This window comes from Arthrobacter sp. KKT183, from assembly GCF_055657625.1.
The window spans coordinates 1372481-1391532 of sequence record NZ_CM145770.1 but is presented as its reverse complement, the minus strand read 5'-3'; the positions used below and the strand labels follow the sequence as shown (position 1 = coordinate 1391532).

Genomic DNA, 19052 nt, shown 5'->3' with positions numbered 1-19052 from the left:
GTAACACCCCAGCTCGCTCCTCTCATTCCCGCGGCCTGTCCGTAGGACGCATGTCACAGGCTGCGACTACGATCGATAGGAAAGCATGGGCGTCACCAGACCCGCACGCCCGCTGCAGCACTGCCCAGCCATCGGAAGCGAGGAAGAACCTTCGTGAGCAACACCAGCGATATTCACCTGACCGCAGTCTCCCGGGACATCAAGAAATCCGCGTGCGAGGTCCTGGTGATCGGCACCGGCCAAAGCCCGGATGGTCCCGTGCTTCTGGAAAACCCGCTCTCGGCTAAATCTGCCCGCGCCCTCACCGACAGTCTCCCCTCGCTGGGAGTAACCGGAGCCGCTGACGAAGTGCGTCGATTCCCCGGACTACCTGAAACCGGCGCAGACGTACTCGTTCTTTCCGGTACGGGACGCACCGTCGCCGGGACCCCGCTGTCAGAGGAGACGCTACGCCGGGCAGCAGGAGCCGCTGCGCGTCAGCTGGGCGGAGTTGAGAGCCTGGCTGTTGCCCTCCCCGCCGCCACGGTTGCACAGGCCGCCGCGGTGGCCGAGGGCATTCTCTTGGGAAGCTACACCTACACGGAGCACTATTCGGCAGTTGGCGGCAAGGCGCCGCGGCCCTCCGCCGCCGTTCTCTCGCGAGTCGTGTTACTCACTCCCGCCGCGCAGGACCGGACGCTGAAGGCGGCACTTGAGCGTGCACAGACACTTGGACGCGGAGTCAATGTGACTCGCACGCTTGTCAACCAGCCGCCGAGCCACCTCTACCCGGAATCGTTCGCGCAATTCGCCCGGGAACATGTCAAGGGACTACCGGTGAAAGTAACCGTGTTGGATGAAAAGAGACTGGAGAAGGACGGGTACGGCGGGATTCTTGGGGTGGGGAAGGGATCTTCCCGTCCGCCAAGGCTCGTGAAGCTCGAGTACTCCCCCGCCAAGTCAAAAATCAACCTCGCACTGGTCGGCAAGGGCATTACCTTCGACTCCGGCGGTTTGTCCCTCAAGCCGGGCGCCGGGATGCAGACGATGAAGCTGGACATGGCAGGCGCCGCCGTCGTGCTTGCTGCCGTTGCCGCGATTGCGCGGCTGGGTCTTCCGGTCAGCGTCAGCGGCTGGCTCTGCCTCGCGGAGAATATGCCCTCCGGGACAGCGCAGCGGCCCTCGGATGTACTGACCACTTTCGGCGGGCGCACTGTGGAAGTTCTTAATACCGATGCCGAGGGCCGGCTGGTCATGGCCGACGCCCTGGCTGCGGCGAGCCAGGAATATCCAGACGCGATCATCGACATCGCGACGCTCACCGGTGCACAGATGGTTGCGCTTGGCAAGCGCGTGTCCGGTGTCATGGGCGACGACGGGGTAAGGGACGCCGTGAAAGCAGCTGCAGATCGCGTGGGCGAACAGTTCTGGCCCATGCCGCTGCCCGAGGAACTGCGTCCAAGTCTCGATTCCACAGTTGCCGACATCGCGAACATCGGAGAGAAGTTCGGCGGCATGATGACGGCTGCAGTATTCCTCCGTGAATTCGTCGGAGAAATGGATGGGAAGAAGATTCCGTGGGCACACCTGGATATTGCCGGCCCAGCCTTCAACGAGGGTGGCGCGTACGGCTACACCCCCAAAGGTGCCACCGGCGTAGGTGTCCGTACTCTCCTGGCCTACGTGGAAGACGTCATCGAACGCGCCGAGAAGCACTCAGCCTGAACACGTCCGTCACGAGGTGACACTCGACACACAGGGGTGTGCAACAGCCTTCATCAAGTGGCTGATGGTGTGATCTGGCGATAGGGTGAACCCAGATCACACCAAGCATTCCGCCAGACTCAATCGACGCGCGAACCTAAGTGCGTCACCGATTACGCGAGGGAGCGTCCACGTGTCCGATACGGCAACTGCGCAAGAGTTCGACATCCTGGTATTGGGCGGAGGCAGCGGGGGCTACGCCGCCGCTCTTCGCGCCGTTCAGCTCGGCTTCACTGTCGGGCTCATCGAAAAGGGGAAGCTCGGAGGAACCTGCCTCCACAACGGGTGTATTCCCACCAAGGCGCTGCTGCACTCAGCCGAGGTCGCGGACAGCGCACGCTCCGCGGAGAAGTACGGCGTCAAGGCAACGTTCGAGTCGATCGACCTGAACGCCGTGAACGCCTACAAGGACGGCATCGTCGCCGGCAAGTTCAAGGGCCTCCAGGGACTCATCAAAGCCAAGGGCATCACCGTGATCGAGGGTGCAGGCAAGCTGACCGGTGAGAACACGGTTGAGGTCAACGGCACCACGTACACCGGCAAGAACATCGTTCTCGCGACCGGCTCATATTCGCGGTCCCTCCCCGGACTCGACATCGGCGGCAAGGTCATCACCTCTGATCACGCCCTCACCATGGAAACGATTCCCTCCAGCGCAATCGTTCTTGGCGGCGGCGTGATCGGATGCGAGTTCGCCTCCGTGTGGAAGTCGTTCGGCGTAGACGTCACGATCATCGAAGGACTGCCCTCCCTGGTTCCCAATGAGGATGCCTCCATCGTCAAGAACTTCGAACGTGCCTTCAAGAAGCGCGGCATCAAGTTCAACACCGGCACCTTCTTTGACAAGGTCGAGCAGAACGACGACGGCGTCAAGGTGACTCTCGTCGACGGCAAGACCTTTGAGGCGGACCTGATGCTGGTCGCAGTCGGCCGTGGGCCCGTTACGGACGGCCTCGGGTACGACGAAGCCGGGATCACGCTCGATCGTGGATTCGTCATCACCAACGAACGCCTGCATACCGGAGTTGGGAACATCTACGCTGTCGGTGACATCGTTCCCGGACTTCAGCTTGCACACCGCGGGTACCAGCAGGGCATCTTTGTGGCCGAGGAAATCGCCGGACTCAAGCCGGTCGTCGTCGAGGACGTCAACATCCCCAAGGTGACCTACTCGGAACCCGAGATCGCCTCTGTCGGGCTCACCGAGAAGGCTGCCCGCGAGAAGCTCGGTGATGACAAGGTCGAGACCCAGGAGTACAACCTCGCAGGTAATGGAAAGAGCTCCATTCTGGGCACTGGCGGAATCGTCAAACTGGTGCGTGAGAAGGACGGCCCGGTGGTGGGCGTCCACATGATCGGTACCCGCATGGGTGAGCAGATCGGCGAGGCCCAACTCATCGTGAATTGGGAAGCCTACCCCGAAGATGTGGCCCAACTGGTCCACGCGCACCCCACGCAAAACGAGTCGCTGGGCGAAGCGCATCTTGCTCTCGCCGGCAAACCGCTCCACGGCTGACCGGCTCCGGCCCCTCTGCTGCACCGCTGCACCACACTCCACATAAAGCATCACTGGCAACCTCAAACCGACCGGCTGTTCCCGGTACCGGCGGTCGAAGGTAGAACGAACAAGGAGAACCGGACACCATGTCTGAATCCGTGAACTTACCGGCCCTCGGCGAAAGCGTTACCGAGGGTACCGTCACCCGTTGGCTCAAGCAGGTCGGCGACCGCGTCGAAGTCGATGAGCCGTTGCTCGAGGTATCAACGGACAAGGTCGATACAGAGATCCCCTCCCCCATCGCCGGAGTTATCGAGGAGATCCTCGTCGCCGAAGACGAGACCGCCGAGGTTGGCGCTCCGCTGGTAAGGATCGGAGACGGCTCAGGCGGCTCGGACAGTTCCGACAGTGGGGATTCAGGTGTGGAGTCATCTTCGGGCGATGCAGCTGAAAATGCTGGTGGGGACCAGCCTGTCGAACAGAGCGAAGAAGAAGCAGAAACCCCTCCCACGCAGGAGTCCACGGAAGCCGAGGGCTCCACGGAAGCCGCGGGCGGCGGTCAGGGAACCGAAGTCACTCTGCCCGCCCTCGGGGAAAGTGTGACGGAGGGTACAGTAACGCGTTGGCTCAAAGCAGTCGGCGATGACGTGGAGGTGGACGAGCCGCTTCTCGAGGTGTCCACCGACAAGGTAGATACGGAAATCCCTTCCCCCGTCGCCGGCACCCTGCAGGAGATCCGGGTCAACGAAGATGAGACCGCAGAAGTTGGCTCCGTACTGGCTGTCATTGGATCTGCCGGCGCCGCTCCTGCACAGGCGGAGCCGAAGAGCGCCGAACCCGTCGCTGCGGCGCCGTCGGCTGAGCGCGAAGAGCCTACTGCAGAACCGGAGGCAGCCCGGCCGGAGCCCGAACCACAGCCGGAACCGTCCGGGAGCACTGAGCCCACTGAGGCAAAGGAAGCGCCGGCTCCCGCAAAGTCACCGAGCGACGAAGCAACAGGCTCAGATTCCGTATACGTCACTCCCCTGGTCCGCAAACTCGCCAACCAGCATGGCGTGGACCTGAGCTCCATCAAGGGTACCGGCGTGGGTGGACGCATCCGGAAGCAGGACGTGCTTGAGGCAGCCGAATCCTCGAAGGCTTCACAGCAGGACGCTCCGAGTGCTACTCCTTCCGCTCCTGCACCCGCACCCGCGGCCGCGCCTGCAGCTTCGAAGCTGCGCGGGACCGTGGAGAAGGCCCCGCGCATCCGCCAGACGATTGCGCGACGCATGCGGGAGTCGCTGGAGGTTTCAGCGCAGCTTACGCAGGTCATCGAAGTTGATATGACCCGCGTTGCGCGTCTCCGTGCGAAGGCGAAAGAAACTTTCCAGGCGCAGAACAGCGCGAAGCTGACCTTCCTGCCGTTCATTGCCAAGGCAGTGACAGAGGCCTTGAAGCAGCACGCCAAACTGAACGCGTCCTTCGACGAGGAAGCCAAGGAAGTCACCTACCACGACGCCGAGCACCTCGCTATCGCGGTGGACACCGAAAAGGGCCTGCTGGTTCCGGTAATCAACGATGCCGGCAACCTTAATTTGGCGGGCCTTGCCAAGAAGATCGCCGATGTCGGTGCGCGTACGCGCAGCGGCAAGATCGGACCGGACGAACTCTCGGGCGGTACCTTCACGATCACCAACATCGGCTCGGTCGGCGCCCTGTTCGACACTCCGATCATCAACCAGCCCCAGGTCGGCATTCTGGGAACCGGGGCAATCGTGAAGCGTCCCGTAGTGGTCACCGATGCAGATGGCGATGACACCATCGCGATCCGCTCCATGATGTACCTGTCCCTCACGTACGATCACCGGCTGGTGGATGGCGCGGACGCAGGCAGGTTCCTTCAGGCTTTGAAGTCCCGCCTCGAGGAAGGCGCTTTCGAGGCCGACCTCGGCCTGTAGTTCACGCAGATGCAGAAGGCAGCGCTCCGACGACCGGGTGCGCTGCCTTCTGCCTTTGAGGATGCACCAGCAGAACGCTTCCGCATCACCTGATGCGCAAGACACCCGGGCGCCCGTCCGGTGCACGTGATTCAATCATTGAAGAGGAGAACTGATGGCTACAGTACGCTCAGCACATACCGTCTGGAGTGGAGACCTGCCCAGCGGATCAGGACAGGTTTCTCTGGACACCTCCGGACTTGGGACCTACGACGTCACCTGGAAGGCGCGGGCAGAGGAGGCTGAAGGAAAGACCAGCCCCGAAGAACTCATCGCCGCAGCACACTCGGCATGCTTCTCCATGGCCTTCAGCCATGCTCTTGGCGGAGAAGGAAAGACTCCGGACCGCGTCGAGACCAAGGCCGAGGTGGATTTCCAGCCAGGCGTTGGCATCACCGCCATCCGGCTCACCCTAAAGGCATCGGTGCCGGATCTGAACGAGGAGGATTTCCAGCGCCTTGCCAACGAAGCGAAGACGGGGTGCCCTGTCTCCCAGGCACTCGCCGGCGTCAAGGACATCTCGCTGGATGCAACTCTGGAGTCCTGATACCTGCTTTCATCCGATAGCACTGTGCCCCCGTCACCAACTACGGTGACCGGGGCACAGTGCTACCAGCGACAGATCAGCTGCGCGGCGGCAGGGGCAGCGGTGCAAGCTGCGGATGATTCCTGCGTGCCGGCGGTACGTCCGTGGGCAGTTCTTCAAGCATCTCGCGCAGAATTCCGACGGCGTGCTCTAACTGAGGATCTTCCTGTGCGGCGTACGCGTGCGGCGGAAACTGCACCTCAATGTCGGGGTCCACGCCGTAGTTTTCCACGCCCCACTCAATGCCTCCGGTCATCCAGAACGCGTAGCGCGGCTGTGTGACTCCGGTTCCGTCGGCGAGGCTGAACCGACCGTCGATGCCGACGACACCGCCCCACGTCCGGGTGCCGATGACCGGCCCGATCCCCCGAAGCTTCGCCACCTGGGTGATGATGTCGCCGTCGGAACCTGCGAACTCATCAGTGAGGACAACGACCGGACCCCTCGGTGCATGTGCCGGATAGGTACCCGGCTGCTCACCTCGCGGGAGTGACCAGGCCGTCACTTTACGGCCGATGAGTTCGGCTACCAGCTGTGAAGTGTGACCGCCCCGATTGCGGCGCACGTCGATGATGAGACCGTCGCGGGCAGTCTCGCGGTCGAGGTCCCTATGCAGTTGCGCCCATCCCCTGGCCACCATGTCCGGAACGTGCAGGTAGCCGAACCGGCTATCCGAAGCTTCGTGGACGATCGTACGGTTCGCGCTGACCCAGTTCTGGTAGCGGAGCCGTTCCTCACTGCGCAACGGTACAACCGCGACCCGGCGAACGGCGGGTTGGCCGCCGTCATCGTTGTACCGTGCCACGGTGAGTTCGACGGGCCGCCCCCCTGCCCCTGTGAGGAGTACGGCCGGACCAAATTCCGGAGGCACGGGCACGCCGTCCACCGCCTGAATGATGTCTCCAGGCTCCACAGCAACTCCTGGCGCTGCCAACGGCGCAGCTGCCTGCGGGTCGGAGGACTCGCCGACGAAGATACGGTCTACCCTCCAACCACGCTCGGCTCGACTGAGCTCGGCTCCGAGGAAACCCTGGGCGCCCGCGCCCGCCTCGCTGGGTAGGGCCGGAGTGACGTAGGCGTGGGACGTCCCGAGTTCGCCGTGCAGCTCCCACAGGATGTCGACCAGATCATCGTGCGAGCCGATACTGTCCAGCAGCGGTCGGTAACGCTCGCGCACGCCCTCCCAATCCAGGCCGCCCATGTCTTCGGCCCAGAAAAAGTCGCGTTGCAGACGCCACGCATCCTCAAACGCCTGCCGCCAAACGCTGGGAGGATCAAGCAGTACACGGATCCGGTTGAGATCCACCGTTACCCGCTCAGCAGAGTCCGGTTCCGCAGGACCGGAGGTGGGCACCGCTGTAACGGCTCCCGCGTGGACTATTACCGCACGATTGCCGTCGCCGCTGACTTCGAAGGAGTCCACCTCCTGAACGAGTGTGGAGGTCTCACGCTTGGCCATATCGAAGCGCTCGAGCCGCCTCGCCGGCTCTTTGGCATCCGTGGTGGCGCGGCCGTCGCCGGTGATCCCCATCGTGTCAGCTGCCGTCCAGAGCAGCGCGTTCTCCACTGCCCGCATACCCTCATAGGATCCCTGCGTCACCGGCACGGGAATGATGCGTTCGGCAAGGCGGTCCGCATCAACCTCGACAACCAGCGAGGGAGATTTTTTTTCCTCGGCCGGCGCCGGCCGATCGTACACAGCAGGCCCGAACGGTGACGCTGTGTCAGCCGCGAGAGCCACCAGGAACGGTTTCGTCGAGGCCGGGAAGCTGAGATCGAAACGATGAGTGTCATACACCGGGTCGAAACTACGGTCGGACAGAAAGGCAATGAATTTGCAGTCCGGGGTGAATGACGGAGCATGGTCCCGAAAGCGGCCATCGGTGACGTTCAGGATCTCGGTATTCTGAAGTACGCGGCTCAGCCGGACGCGCGTGCGCGCCCCTTCACCCGTGACGGGCTCCGCCCAGGCAAGCCAGGCTGAGTCGGGTGAAAACGTCACGTCGTCGATTGCGCCGTGGGCGGTGGTGGACAGGGTGAAGAATCCTTCAGTACCAATCTCGTGAATCAGTATCTCGCCCATTTCACCTGCAACCGCGATGATTTTCGCGTCGGGACTCACTGCGAGGTTGCTTGCCCTGAAACGGTCTCCAAACCGGATGCAGGAAACAACTGTGCTGCCCGCCTGGTCCTGGGCAAAGACGGCGGCGTCCGGCGCCCCACGCTCAACAGGCTCAGCTTCGCCCGACTCCTGATCTTCGCTCGTGCTGTGCGGCTTCGCTGCCGGCACCGGCGCGGGCAAACCATCATCCGCTGCCAAAGTTTCCGGGCGGGTTGAACCGGTGGTGACAGGGACATCGACGTTGAACGCGCTGCGGATGTACAGCGCTTCCTCACCCTCATGGTCGGCAATGTAGGCAACCCGGTCTTCGCCAACCGGACGACCGAGCCGTGCCCGCACACCCGCAGTTGCATCCACAACGCGGGAGGGCCCATCCCGGTGGCTCAGAAGATGCAGGGTCCCGTGAGATTCAACTACGCTGGCGCGGCCGTCTTTGACGGGAACAGCGGCCGCGAGATGCCGCGCTACGTTGAGCGGCTGTGGGCGCCTGCCGGTGGAGGCTGAGCCAAGCTGGATATCGAGTGGCCGCGCTTCCGCATCAAGGGCTTCGAGCAGCCAAAGTTTCCCTGCGGATTCGTAGACTACGCGGCTCCCGTCCGTGCTCGCATGACGGACATAAAAGGCCTCGTTATCTGTGTGGCGCCTCAGATCCTGACCACTTGCCGTCACAGAGTAGAGGTTCCCGTACCCCTCGTGGTCCGAAAGGAAGGCAAGACGGCCACCGACCCACATCGGATCGGCCAGGTTGCCGTTGAGTTCAGGCAGGAAGCGCCGAAAATCACCGGAACCATCCGGATCAATCCAGAGCTTGCCCGCGGTACCTCCCCGATACCGCTTCCACCAGGCCTGTTCACGAGTCATGACGCTGCTGATGACAACGGGGCGCTCGTCCCCGACAGCTTCCCCATGAACAATGGCGTCAAGCGGTCCATAAGGCACGACGTTACCCGGGGAGCCATCCACGGGAAGCGTGTACGCCCAGGTATGCCGGGGATCCTCGTGCCGGAAAGCGCTCGTCGCGATGACCTGACCGTCTGCAGTGAAGCCCTTCACTCTGGTGCTCTGATGCCCCCAGTAGGTAAGCCGACGGAAGTTCCCCCCGTTTGCATCAGCAGCAACTACCTCCGGTGCGGCGCCCTGTACCACTGTCCAAGCGATGGTGGAGCCATCCGGGGAGAATCGCGGGTTCCGTACCGGCTGTTGGAGCGACGATATTCTCCACGCGCGCCCGCCCGAGACCGGGACAACCCAGACATCGTTCTCCGCTGCGAAAGTGAGGAGATCTCCGGACAGATGCGGATAGCGTAGGTAGTGAGAGGAAGCCATCATCCGATCATAACCACTCCCGTACCGCCCGCTCAGACGGCGTCGCTATTGTGGACACTGGCGATTCTCCATACTCCTTCCTCTCTAACCAGGACGAAAACGAGGTCCTGCAGCGTCGATTCCGCGACCTCGCGCACGGCAGCACCTGAAGCGTCCATTTCGGTGTAGCCGGACATGACGGCCGTCGCGGTGACCGCTGTGGCGCCCTCCGGAACGGGGAATGACTCCGCCGGCGCGGCCTTCTCCAGACGGATACTCAACCCATTGAAGACGTGGCCACGTTCCTGCAACCCGGCCATGATCTGCCGGTCGGCGGCCATAGCGTCCGAATCCTTGACGTTCACAACCGGCAGGAGGCCCGCTTCCCCTGTTGCGAGGAACATAGCTCTCACGGCAACGAGGGCGGACAGAGCTGTTACCGGGTTTTCGTCCGCCAGACGCTGCGTCATCTCGTCAGTGAGTGCCGTGTCCTTCGCTGGGGCATTCCCGCTTCTGGAGTCCGCCGGAGCGCCTCCCGCTGCAGGCTTTGCCGGAACACCCGAGGGCGCATCCAGCGTGTCCTTGAATTCAGCAGACCCACGTTCTGAATGAGGAACACTGCTGCCCAAGGTGTCCAGAAGTTGCGGACCGAGCAGCAGAACTCCACACAGCACCAGCAGTGAGGCGGCGCCCCTGATGACAGAACCCATCCCCGTTCCTTCCGAGTTACGCGCGCTCCGGCGCCGGGCCCTGGAAGGTTGTCGGTTCAGCTTCCCGCGAGAACCGTCCGCGCGACGCGACCGCTCCGTGCGGGTTGATGGGTGTGCGGACTTCGTCTGCTTCCGGAGCGTCGTCGGGATCTTCGTCGCGTATATCCGCGCGAGGGCTTCGGGCAGCCGGCGCCGGGTCCCCTTCGTGGAATCGGCAGTGGCGCACCTGGTGAGCAGTTGGGGCAACACAGAAGGGTGCACGGCTGCGACGAGGTCCAGCGGCTGTGCTGGCGCCGCTCGCAGCACGGCATCCGCCAACTCATTGGCGCTCGGGCGTTCGCCGTGGTCGTCGTGCAGTGCGGCTTCAAGGATATGGAGCAATTCGCCCGGCACGCCAGGCACGAGCAGGCTCAGCGGCGCCCGATCCCTGGCCCGGTCGGGTGGGTTGCCGGTCAGTGAGTACCACCCGACTGCGGCAGCTGAGAACACGTCGGAAGCAAAACCGGCGGAGAGGCTTGGCAGCAGGCCCGCCTCGGCGAAGCCCGCCGTGCCGCGAGCATGATCTGCCGCTTCCCCCAGCATGCGTCCGACGCCGAGATCAGCAAGTAGCGGCTTTCCATCGGCCGTGAACAGCACGTTGCCCGGCGATACATCGCCATGCTGAATGGCGGAGGAGTGCAGGTATGCCAGTGCCTGTGCTATCGGCCCAAGGATAGTGATACATTCACCGACGCTCAACCGACCGCGGGCCGTCACCAGATTGAGGAGTGATCCTCCGCCGGCATAGTCCATCAGGAGTCCCGGACCACGATCTGTACTGACGACGTCGCGGATTCCCAGGAGATGAGGGTGCTTCAGCGCGCCCAGAACAGCGAGCTCCCGATCAAGTGGAGTTAGGGACCCATCCCTGCCTTCAAGCTCTGCTCGTGAAAGAGGTGTAGTTGTGGGGAACACTTTGAGAGCGCTGAAAATACCCGTGCGTTGATCCTCGACCAGCCAGACATGAGCGCTACTGCCGACGCCCAGTAGCCTTCCTGTGCGATACCCACCGAGCCTGGGAGGCTGCTGTGCCTCTGGACGATCGGTAGAAGTCGCTTCCCGTGCTGCGGCCGTCTGGCGTCGAAAGTTGTCCATGGTGACAAGTCTTGGCTACTCGCGCTCCCGGCGCAGAAGTTATCCACACTCTGTCCACATTCACGAATGTGGGATCGCCGCCCACCCGGGTCTACGCTTGAGGAATGACGCTGGAGTTCTCCCGAATCGGATTCGATCCCCACTTCGTCGACTACCGGGACGGATGGGACCGACAAAAGACGCTGCATGAATCAGTGATTGCCGGTACGTCGCCCAGCACTGTTCTCCTCCTCGAACATTCGCCGGTCTACACCGCAGGAAAACGGACCGAGGAAGACGAAAAGCCGTTCGATGGGACCCCCGTTGTACCGGTTGACCGGGGAGGCAAACTTACCTGGCATGGCCCGGGTCAATTGGTGGGCTACCCCATCCTCGCCCTTCCTGAGCCCACCCGCGTTGCCGACTATGTCGGAATTCTCGAGGATGTCATCATCGCGGTCCTCAGCGACTATGGGATCACCGGAATTCGAATCGAAGGCAGATCCGGAGTCTGGTTATCAGGTGATTCCCAACGACCGGCGCGGAAGATTGCTGCTATCGGCATCCGCATCAACCGGCGGGTAACCATGCACGGATTCGCGATCAATTGCAGCAACGATCTCGCGCCCTTTGCGCAGATTGTGCCCTGCGGTATTACTGACGCCGGTGTCACGAGCATCTCCAAGGAGATCGGTCGCTCCGTATCACCGGTCGACATCGTTTCGCGCATTGAAGAAGAACTGCGCAACAATGAGGCGTCGCTGGTGCTCGGTCCCGAAGGCAATCGCCAGCTAGCCGAGACAGCACAGGCCGTCGGCAACGACCGGCCGGAAGGAGTCTTACTGTGAGCCTGGCCCCCGAGGGAAGGCGCCTGCTGCGCGTCGAAGCACGGAACGCCGCAGTCCCGGTCGAGCGCAAGCCGGACTGGATCAAGGCCAAGGTCAACATCGGTCCCGAGTTCGTGGGAATGAAGAACCTCGTGAAGAAGGAAGGCCTGCACACCGTCTGCGAGGAAGCAGGTTGCCCCAACATTTTCGAGTGTTGGGAGGACCGGGAGGCAACATTCCTGATCGGCGGTTCAGAATGCACCCGGCGGTGCGATTTCTGTCAGATCGACACAGGCCGGCCTGCACCGCTGGACCGCAGCGAGCCCTTCAAGGTCGCGCAGTCCGTACAGACCATGAACCTGCGCTACGCCACCGTTACGGGGGTGGCACGCGATGACCTCGAAGATGAGGGGGTGTGGCTCTATGCGGAAACTATTCGTCAGATCCACTCGCTCAACCCGGGAACCGGCGTCGAGATCCTGATTCCTGACTTCTCCGGCAAACCGGAACACATCGCCGGAATTTGCGACGCCCGTCCGGAGGTTTTCGCCCACAACGTGGAGACGGTCCCGCGCATCTTCAAGCGCATCCGTCCAGCCTTCCGCTATGAACGGTCGATGGACGTCATCACGCAGGGCAGGGACCACGGCATGGTGACAAAGTCGAACCTGATCCTCGGGATGGGTGAAACCCGCGCGGAAATCTCGGAAGCACTGCGCGACCTTCATTCCGCAGGTTGCGACCTGATTACAATCACCCAGTACCTGCGTCCCAGTGAGCGGCACCTTCCGGTGGATCGCTGGGTCAAGCCGCAGGAGTTTGTGGAACTTCAGCAGGAGGCTGACGAGATCGGCTTCCTCGGCGTCATGAGCGGTCCGCTTGTGCGGTCTTCCTACCGCGCCGGCCGTCTCTGGGCACGGGCGATGCGAAAGAAGGGCCTTGAATTACCTCCTGAGCTTGCTCACATTGAGGATTCGGGAAGCACTCTGCAGGAAGCTTCGAGTCTCATTCCCGGCTGACGTAGCGTCACGAGGCGCAAACCTTCGCTCGGACGTTCGCGCTGCGCGCGGACGTCCGATGCGTTAGGTATCCCGTAGACTTAATGCACTATGGCCAACAGTACTGACAACAGCTCAAACGCCACCTCGGACCCAGACGGATCGGGCTCGCGGCGCCGCCTCTTCTCACGGAAGCCGAAGGCCGCCAAGCCGGCCAAAAAGCCGGGAACGCTGAAGCGTATCGGCGAGGTCTTCGCGATGACGCGGCGCAACGATCCAAACGTTATCTGGATTATGGTGCTGGCGTTCCTGGCGGTTGTTGCCGTCGGGCTGCTCATCGGTTTCCTGATCCGCAACGTCGTGACCATGCTTATCATTGCCATCCCACTGGCATTCCTCGCAGCACTCTTCATCCTGTCGAGACGGGCTGAACGCGCTGCGTTCTCGCAGATCGAGGGGAAACCCGGCGCATCAGGAGCGGCCCTCAGTGTCCTGCGCCGGGGCTGGATCCTGAAGGATGAGCCGGTCGCAGTGAACGCTCGTACCCAGGACGCCGTTTTCCGTGCGATCGGGCGGCCCGGCATCGTCCTCGTGGCGGAGGGGCCAGTGAATCGCGTCAAACCGCTGGTCAACGCAGAACGGGTCAAAATGAACAGGATTGTGCCCGGTGTGCCGGTTCAGGTTGTCCATGCTGGCAACGGAGAGGGGCAGGTTCCGCTTCAGCGCATCTCGAAGAAACTGCAGAAGATGAAGAAGAACCTCACGCGTCAGGAAGTCTCTGCCGTTGACAAGCGGCTGAGCGCGCTGGGTACCCGGATGCCGATTCCCAAGGGAGTGGACCCGTTCAAGGCCCGCCCGGATCGCAAGGCGATGCGGGGCCGCTAGATCCGTACCAAGGCGGTTCGAACGGCTCTGTCATGCAAGCCGCGCTGATCCTCATCGAAGACAACTGCCGGAATCACCAGGCAGATGAGCAGGGTACGCACAATCGCTGCTCCCAGCCCTGCGGGCGTGCCCTCCAGCCGTTGCACCTGCATGCCGAAGACGCGGTGTCCCACGCTATATCCCAGTGACCCGACGAGCAGCATCTGTTCGAGTGCGAAGATGCCGAGCGTTGCAGTACCGTCGTATCCAAAAAATGCCGCCGAGATCAGGCTGCACAGCGCCCAGTCGATAGCGAGAGCGCCTAGCCGGCGCCCAGGACGGGCGATTGAACCTGCGCCGTTCCGTGGCCGGCCCAGGCGCTGACCCGGCCAGTGGCCGTCACCCCGCGACGGCGGTCCTTCAAGCCACGAACTGATGTCTCTGCGGTCAACCACCGCTCCACTCTATCCTGCATCACTCGGGCATTCCGGCTCTGTGGACCTGCTCTGTCCAACTGGATGCAGTCCCCCCGATACAGTCCTACTCGTAGCGCGGGGGCGCTACCGATAGGGTGGAACAAGAGCACGTATGCGTAGCTGCCGGCTTAAGTTACATGCCGGAAACATTTGCGACACCAGTGGGTAACTGCGCATTCATAGTGTGGAGGCTGTTGCGACCGCAGCAGGTCAACCCTTGTGGCGTCTCCCCCGCGCTACCGGCCCCGGTCGCTCTTCCCGAATATGCGTAAGGAGCATAATCCGATGTTCAAGAATGCGGACGAAGTCCTCAAGTACATCGTCGACGAAGATGTGAAGTTCGTCGACGTCCGATTCACCGACCTCCCCGGCGTGCAGCAGCACTTCAATGTCCCGGCGAAATCGGTTGACGCCGACTTCTTCGTTCACGGTCAGCTCTTCGACGGATCCTCGATCCGAGGGTTTCAGGGCATCGCCGAATCCGACATGCAGCTGATTCCGGACGTCACTACCGCATTCATCGATCCTTTCCGGATCGAGAAGACGCTGGCACTGAATTTCTCCATCGTCAACCCCCGCACGGGTGATCCGTACCATCGTGATCCGCGCGGTGTCGCAGAGCGCGCCGAAGCATACCTGTCCTCTACAGGCATCGCGGACACCGCGTTTTTCGCTTCGGAGGCAGAGTTCTACATCTTCGAGAACATCCAGTATGAATCCAGCCCGCAAGGGAGCTTCTACAAGGTTGACTCCATTGAAGCCCCTTGGAACAGCGGTCGTGAGGAGGTTGGCGGCAACCTCGGTAACAAGACCCCGTTCAAGGGCGGCTATTTCCCTGTTGCCCCGGTGGACAAGCAGGCGGACCTCCGTGACGCAATCTGCGTTGAGCTGGATGCAGTGGGTCTTGAGGTTGAGCGTTCGCACCACGAGGTGGGAGGTGCGGGGCAGGCGGAGATCAACTACAAGTTCACCACAATGGTCCATGCTGCCGATGACCTGCAAAAGTTCAAGTACATCGTCAAGAACGTTGCCAATGCCTGGGGAAAGTCGGCAACATTCATGCCCAAGCCGATCTTCGGTGACAACGGTTCCGGCATGCACTGCCACCAGTCACTGTGGAGCAACGGCGAGCCGCTGTTCTACGACGAGCGCGGTTATGCCGGCCTGTCGGATCTTGCGCGCTGGTACATCGGCGGCGTACTGAAGCATGCCTCGGCCGTGCTCGCGTTCACCAACCCCACCGTGAACTCATACCGCCGCCTGGTGAAGGGCTTCGAAGCCCCCGTCAATATGGTCTACTCGCAGGGCAACCGCTCCGCAGGTATCCGCATCCCGATCACCGGTTCCAACCCGAAGGCCAAGCGCATCGAGTTCCGCGCTCCGGACCCTTCATCCAACCCGTACCTCGCCTTCGCCGCGCAGTTGATGGCCGGCCTGGACGGAATCAAAAACCGCATTGAACCGGCCGACCCGATCGACAAGGACCTCTACGAGCTCCCCGCTGAAGAGGCCAAGGATATCCAGAAGGCTCCCGGTTCCCTTGAGGAAGCGTTGCTGGCTTTGGAAGCCGACAATGAGTTCCTGCAGGCCGGTGGTGTGTTCACCCAGGACCTGATCGACACCTGGATTGCGTACAAGCGAGAGGTGGAAATCACTCCGCTCGCTGCACGCCCGAACCCCTACGAGTTTGAGCTGTACTACGGCGTTTAGGCACCACGCACCTCAATCAGCAGCAGGGCCGCACTCCGGTGCGGCCCTGCTGCTGTCTCACTGCTGCTGTCCAAGGTCACTCGCCGTCAATCGCCATACCCGTAAAACGAGCGCTCGAAAATTGCACGGCTCCGCCTGGTCAAGCGCAGGTAGTCCTCCTCAAGCTCCGTCCCCTGCCCCGGACCGTAACCACACCAGCGCGCAACGGCTTCAAGGTCTCGGCGGGAGGAGGGCAGCAGGTCCGATTGCCTGCCGCCCCACACCGTGTTTGCAGCCCTCACACGTGAGGCGAGCCGCCAGCTTGATCGGAGAGTGTCGACGTCGCCGGCAGGCAGAAGCCCCTGCTCCTCGACCGCGTCCATCGCCTCGAGCGTCGAGGTTGTCCTCAGGGACGGCGAGCCGTGCGCGTGCTGCAGTTGCAAGAGCTGAATGAGCCACTCAACATCGCTGAGGCCGCCCCTGCCCAGCTTGACCTGGCGTGATGGATCGGCACCGCGCGGCAGCCGTTCCGATTCCATCCGCGCTTTGAGGCGGCGTATCTCCCGCAGGTCACCCTCTGTCACGTCCCGTTCGTAGCGAAGAGGATCTATCAGCTGCAGGAAATCCGATGCCAGCCTGTCGTTTCCCGCCATCGGCGAGGCCCGCAGCAGCGCCTGAGATTCCCAGACCAGGGACCATCGCCGGTAGTACTCGCGGAACGATTCGAGGGAACGAACGATCGGGCCCTGCTTACCCTCCGGGCGCAGGTCTGCATCGATCTCCAAAACACGCTCCGCCATGATCGGAGGCGAGCAGGGCTGCTGTAGGAACTGCCGCAGCCTGCCGACGATCTGCTCGGCCTGCTTCTGCGCAGCAGCTGGATCAGCTCCATCCCGCGGCCGGTGGACATACATGACGTCGGCGTCGGAGCCATAAGTGATCTCCCGTCCGCCCTGGCGACCCATGGCAATAACGACGACGTCGGTCAGCGCCTGCTCCCCGGCATACACCTCCGCCTCCGCTACGTTGAGAGCGCCAAGAACGGCGGCCCGGTCCGCATCGGCAAGTGCAGGCCCGACGTCCTCCTGCTTGAGCAACCCTGAACTGTCCGCGATGGCGATCCGCAGAATTTCACGACGGCGGATCAATCGGATGAGGCGCATCGCCTCCTTTGGTGCCGGGTGGCGGGACATCTTCGATTGGATCTCCTGCCATTGTGTTTCGAACGCAACGGGCCTCAGCTCCTTGTCCGAGCCGAGCCATTTCGTTGATTCAGGAGAGACCTCCAGCAGATCGGTGATGAATCTGCTGGAGGACAGGATGTGGCACAACCGCTCCGCCGCTGCCTTGGAGTCCCGAAGCATTCCGAGGTACCAGTGCGTCTCCCCCAGTGCTTCGCTCAGGCGTCGGAAACCCAACAGCCCTGCATCCGGATCCACACCGTCAGCGAGCCAGTCGAGCAGGACGGGCAACAGTTGCCGCTGCAATGCCGATCTTCGGCTGATTCCCGTTGTTAGTGCTTCAATATGTCGCAGGGCCCCGCGTGGATCCAGATAACCGAGGGCAGCAAGACGAGCGCTGGCTGCCTCCGGAGTCAACCGGACCTCGTCAGCGCTGAGATTCGCCGCCGCGTTGAGCAGCGGCCGGTAGAAGATGGCCTCATGCAGGCGTCGTACCAGGCGTTTGGTCTGCTGCCATTCTTCGGTCAGCGCAGCTGCGGTGGGCCGGGTCTCCAGCAGAGAGCTGGCTGATGACTTGGCGAGCGCCTTCAGGCTCGCTTCGTCGTCGGGCATGAGATGGGTGCGGCGCATCTGAACCAGTTGGATGCGGTGCTCGAGGACGCGCAGGAAGCGGTAGGCCTGGTCGAATTGCTGGGCATCCCGCCGGCCGATATAGCCGGCTGAGCTCAGTGCGGCGATGGCCGACGTGGTGGCGCGGGTCCTGAGCGTTTCGTCAACTTTCCCGTGGACCAGCTGGAGCAACTGCACCGTGAACTCAACATCGCGCAGTCCTCCTGCCCCGAGCTTCAGCTGCCGGTTGACCTCGTGGGAGGGGATGTTGTCGGTGACCCGCCGGCGCATCGCCTGAACGGATTCAACAAATCCATCGCGTTCCGATGAGGTCCAGACGAGGTCGGACACCGCTTGGGCATAACGCTCGCCCAATGCCGGATCCCCCGCGATTGGACGTGCCTTGAGCAACGCCTGGAACTCCCAGGTCCGGGCCCAGCGCGCATAGTAGGTCAGGTGGGAGTCCAGGGTGCGGACAAGCGGGCCGTCCTTTCCCTCAGGGCGAAGATTTGCATCCACCTCCCACAGTCCCGGTTCCCGTCCGGCCGACGTCACCGCCCGAGAAATGCCGGCGGCCAATGCGGTCCCGACGCGCACGGCGGTTTCTTCCTCAAGGCCCTCAGCGTCGATGACGTAGATGACATCGACATCCGAGATGTAGTTCAGCTCTCCGGCTCCGCATTTACCCATTCCGATCACCGATAACTTGACGGCCGCCACGTGTGCAGTCGGGAAGGTTGTCGCCAGTTCCGCGCGCGAGACCGCCAGGGCTGCCTCGAGTGCCGCTGCGGCAAGGTCGGACAGCTCCTGGCCGACCGTGGGGAGAAAATCGGTGGGTGATGCCGCACCGAGGTCCCGTATGGCCAGCTCGGTAAGGTGCCGGCGATAGACCGTGCGCAGGGCGCGGTATGCGTCCTCGCCGGATACCGCCGCGACGGGATTGGCATCTCCCGCGTCAGCACCGACAGACCGCAAAAGCGATTGCCGCAGCACCGCCGCGTCCACCCGCCCGGGCTCTGCACTTGTCCCAACCCGGACCACATCGGAGTGCTCCGGATGGCGCATGAGGAATTCAGCGAGCGCTTCAGAGGCCCCGAGCAACCGGAAGAGGGACTCAGCGCCGGAGCCCCCAAGCCGCACGAGGTCGGCCAGTTCGGGTTGGACCGCGAGAAGGCGAACGAGGGACTGAAGTGCCAGGTCCGGATTAGCCGCGACAGTGAGCCCGTTGAAGAGCCGGTCCTCCGGTATATCCGCAAGTTCTGCCGCAGCCAGAAACCGGGTGCTCTTGTCGAGGTCCGTGAAACCCCTGCTGATCAGTTCCCTGTTCAGGCTCATGGACAACTTCCTTTATG

At 62.6% G+C, this 19052-nt stretch carries 12 protein-coding genes; 8 read left to right on the top strand and 4 right to left on the bottom strand.

The window, feature by feature from the left end:
• Positions 1-153: 153 nt before the first annotated feature.
• The 4 genes from ACZ2GY_RS06565 to ACZ2GY_RS06550 all read left to right on the top strand — a co-directional run bounded on the left by ACZ2GY_RS06565 (position 154) and on the right by ACZ2GY_RS06550 (position 5767).
• Positions 154-1704: a leucyl aminopeptidase gene (locus ACZ2GY_RS06565; protein ID WP_346028359.1), complete on the top strand. Its 1551-nt coding sequence runs from the start codon at positions 154-156 to the stop codon at positions 1702-1704.
• Between the two features lie 172 nt (positions 1705-1876).
• Positions 1877-3259 (top strand): dihydrolipoyl dehydrogenase, encoded by a 1383-nt coding sequence (gene lpdA, locus ACZ2GY_RS06560; RefSeq protein ID WP_471673323.1) that lies wholly within the window; start codon positions 1877-1879, stop codon positions 3257-3259.
• Positions 3260-3387: 128 nt separating this feature from the next.
• The gene (gene sucB / locus ACZ2GY_RS06555; RefSeq protein ID WP_471673322.1) at positions 3388-5181 is read left to right on the top strand and encodes a 2-oxoglutarate dehydrogenase, E2 component, dihydrolipoamide succinyltransferase; all 1794 of its coding nucleotides are present in this window, start codon (positions 3388-3390) and stop codon (positions 5179-5181) included.
• Between the two features lie 154 nt (positions 5182-5335).
• Positions 5336-5767: an OsmC family protein gene (locus ACZ2GY_RS06550; RefSeq protein ID WP_056547199.1), complete on the top strand. Its 432-nt coding sequence runs from the start codon at positions 5336-5338 to the stop codon at positions 5765-5767.
• A gap of 76 nt (positions 5768-5843) precedes the next feature.
• Here the strand turns inward: ACZ2GY_RS06550 and ACZ2GY_RS06545 are convergent, their stop codons facing one another.
• Both ACZ2GY_RS06545 and ACZ2GY_RS06540 read right to left on the bottom strand, forming a co-directional pair.
• Complete coding sequence (locus tag ACZ2GY_RS06545) at positions 5844-9254, bottom strand: S41 family peptidase (RefSeq protein WP_471673560.1); 3411 nt, start codon at positions 9252-9254, stop codon at positions 5844-5846.
• Between the two features lie 32 nt (positions 9255-9286).
• A complete protein-coding gene (locus tag ACZ2GY_RS06540; protein WP_471673321.1) occupies positions 9287-11077 on the bottom strand; it encodes a serine/threonine protein kinase in 1791 nt (596 codons plus the stop codon).
• Between the two features lie 104 nt (positions 11078-11181).
• On the opposite strand from ACZ2GY_RS06540, the gene lipB reads away from it, so the two are divergent.
• The 3 genes from lipB to ACZ2GY_RS06525 all read left to right on the top strand — a co-directional run bounded on the left by lipB (position 11182) and on the right by ACZ2GY_RS06525 (position 13766).
• Entirely contained in the window at positions 11182-11904 is a 723-nt protein-coding gene (gene lipB, locus ACZ2GY_RS06535; RefSeq protein ID WP_277357803.1) for a lipoyl(octanoyl) transferase LipB, read from the top strand.
• A complete protein-coding gene (gene lipA, locus ACZ2GY_RS06530) occupies positions 11901-12902 on the top strand; it encodes a lipoyl synthase (RefSeq protein WP_056547190.1) in 1002 nt (333 codons plus the stop codon). Before lipB ends, lipA begins: the two co-directional genes overlap by 4 nt.
• Positions 12903-12992: 90 nt before the next feature.
• The gene (locus tag ACZ2GY_RS06525) at positions 12993-13766 is read left to right on the top strand and encodes a DUF4191 domain-containing protein (protein WP_277357804.1); all 774 of its coding nucleotides are present in this window, start codon (positions 12993-12995) and stop codon (positions 13764-13766) included.
• On the opposite strand, the gene ACZ2GY_RS06520 is transcribed toward ACZ2GY_RS06525, so the two are convergent.
• Positions 13763-14200 carry an RDD family protein gene (locus ACZ2GY_RS06520; RefSeq protein WP_277357805.1) on the bottom strand — a complete coding sequence of 146 codons (438 nt, stop codon included), beginning with the start codon at positions 14198-14200 and terminating at the stop codon, positions 13763-13765. The genes ACZ2GY_RS06525 and ACZ2GY_RS06520 overlap by 4 nt on opposite strands.
• A 306-nt stretch (positions 14201-14506) precedes the next feature.
• Here ACZ2GY_RS06520 and glnA point away from each other — a divergent pair, with 306 nt between their 5' ends.
• Complete coding sequence (gene glnA / locus ACZ2GY_RS06515) at positions 14507-15931, top strand: type I glutamate--ammonia ligase (protein WP_277357806.1); 1425 nt, start codon at positions 14507-14509, stop codon at positions 15929-15931.
• 86 nt (positions 15932-16017) lie between these two features.
• On the opposite strand, the gene ACZ2GY_RS06510 is transcribed toward glnA, so the two are convergent.
• Positions 16018-19035, bottom strand: coding sequence for a bifunctional [glutamine synthetase] adenylyltransferase/[glutamine synthetase]-adenylyl-L-tyrosine phosphorylase (locus ACZ2GY_RS06510; protein ID WP_471673320.1), 3018 nt, complete (start codon positions 19033-19035; stop codon positions 16018-16020).
• Positions 19036-19052 lie beyond the last annotated feature (17 nt).

Excerpts from the sequence above, each read along its gene's own strand:
- ACZ2GY_RS06550 (WP_056547199.1), top strand. The coding sequence starts at position 5,336 with ATGGCTACAGTACGCTCAGCACATACCGTCTGGAGTGGAGACCTGCCC.
- lipB (WP_277357803.1), top strand. The coding sequence starts at position 11,182 with ATGACGCTGGAGTTCTCCCGAATCGGATTCGATCCCCACTTCGTCGAC.
- ACZ2GY_RS06540 (WP_471673321.1), bottom strand. The coding sequence starts at position 11,077 with ATGGACAACTTTCGACGCCAGACGGCCGCAGCACGGGAAGCGACTTCT.
- ACZ2GY_RS06525 (WP_277357804.1), top strand. The coding sequence starts at position 12,993 with ATGGCCAACAGTACTGACAACAGCTCAAACGCCACCTCGGACCCAGAC.
- ACZ2GY_RS06545 (WP_471673560.1), bottom strand. The coding sequence starts at position 9,254 with ATGGCTTCCTCTCACTACCTACGCTATCCGCATCTGTCCGGAGATCTC.
- sucB (WP_471673322.1), top strand. The coding sequence starts at position 3,388 with ATGTCTGAATCCGTGAACTTACCGGCCCTCGGCGAAAGCGTTACCGAG.
- ACZ2GY_RS06510 (WP_471673320.1), bottom strand. The coding sequence starts at position 19,035 with ATGAGCCTGAACAGGGAACTGATCAGCAGGGGTTTCACGGACCTCGAC.
- glnA (WP_277357806.1), top strand. The coding sequence starts at position 14,507 with ATGTTCAAGAATGCGGACGAAGTCCTCAAGTACATCGTCGACGAAGAT.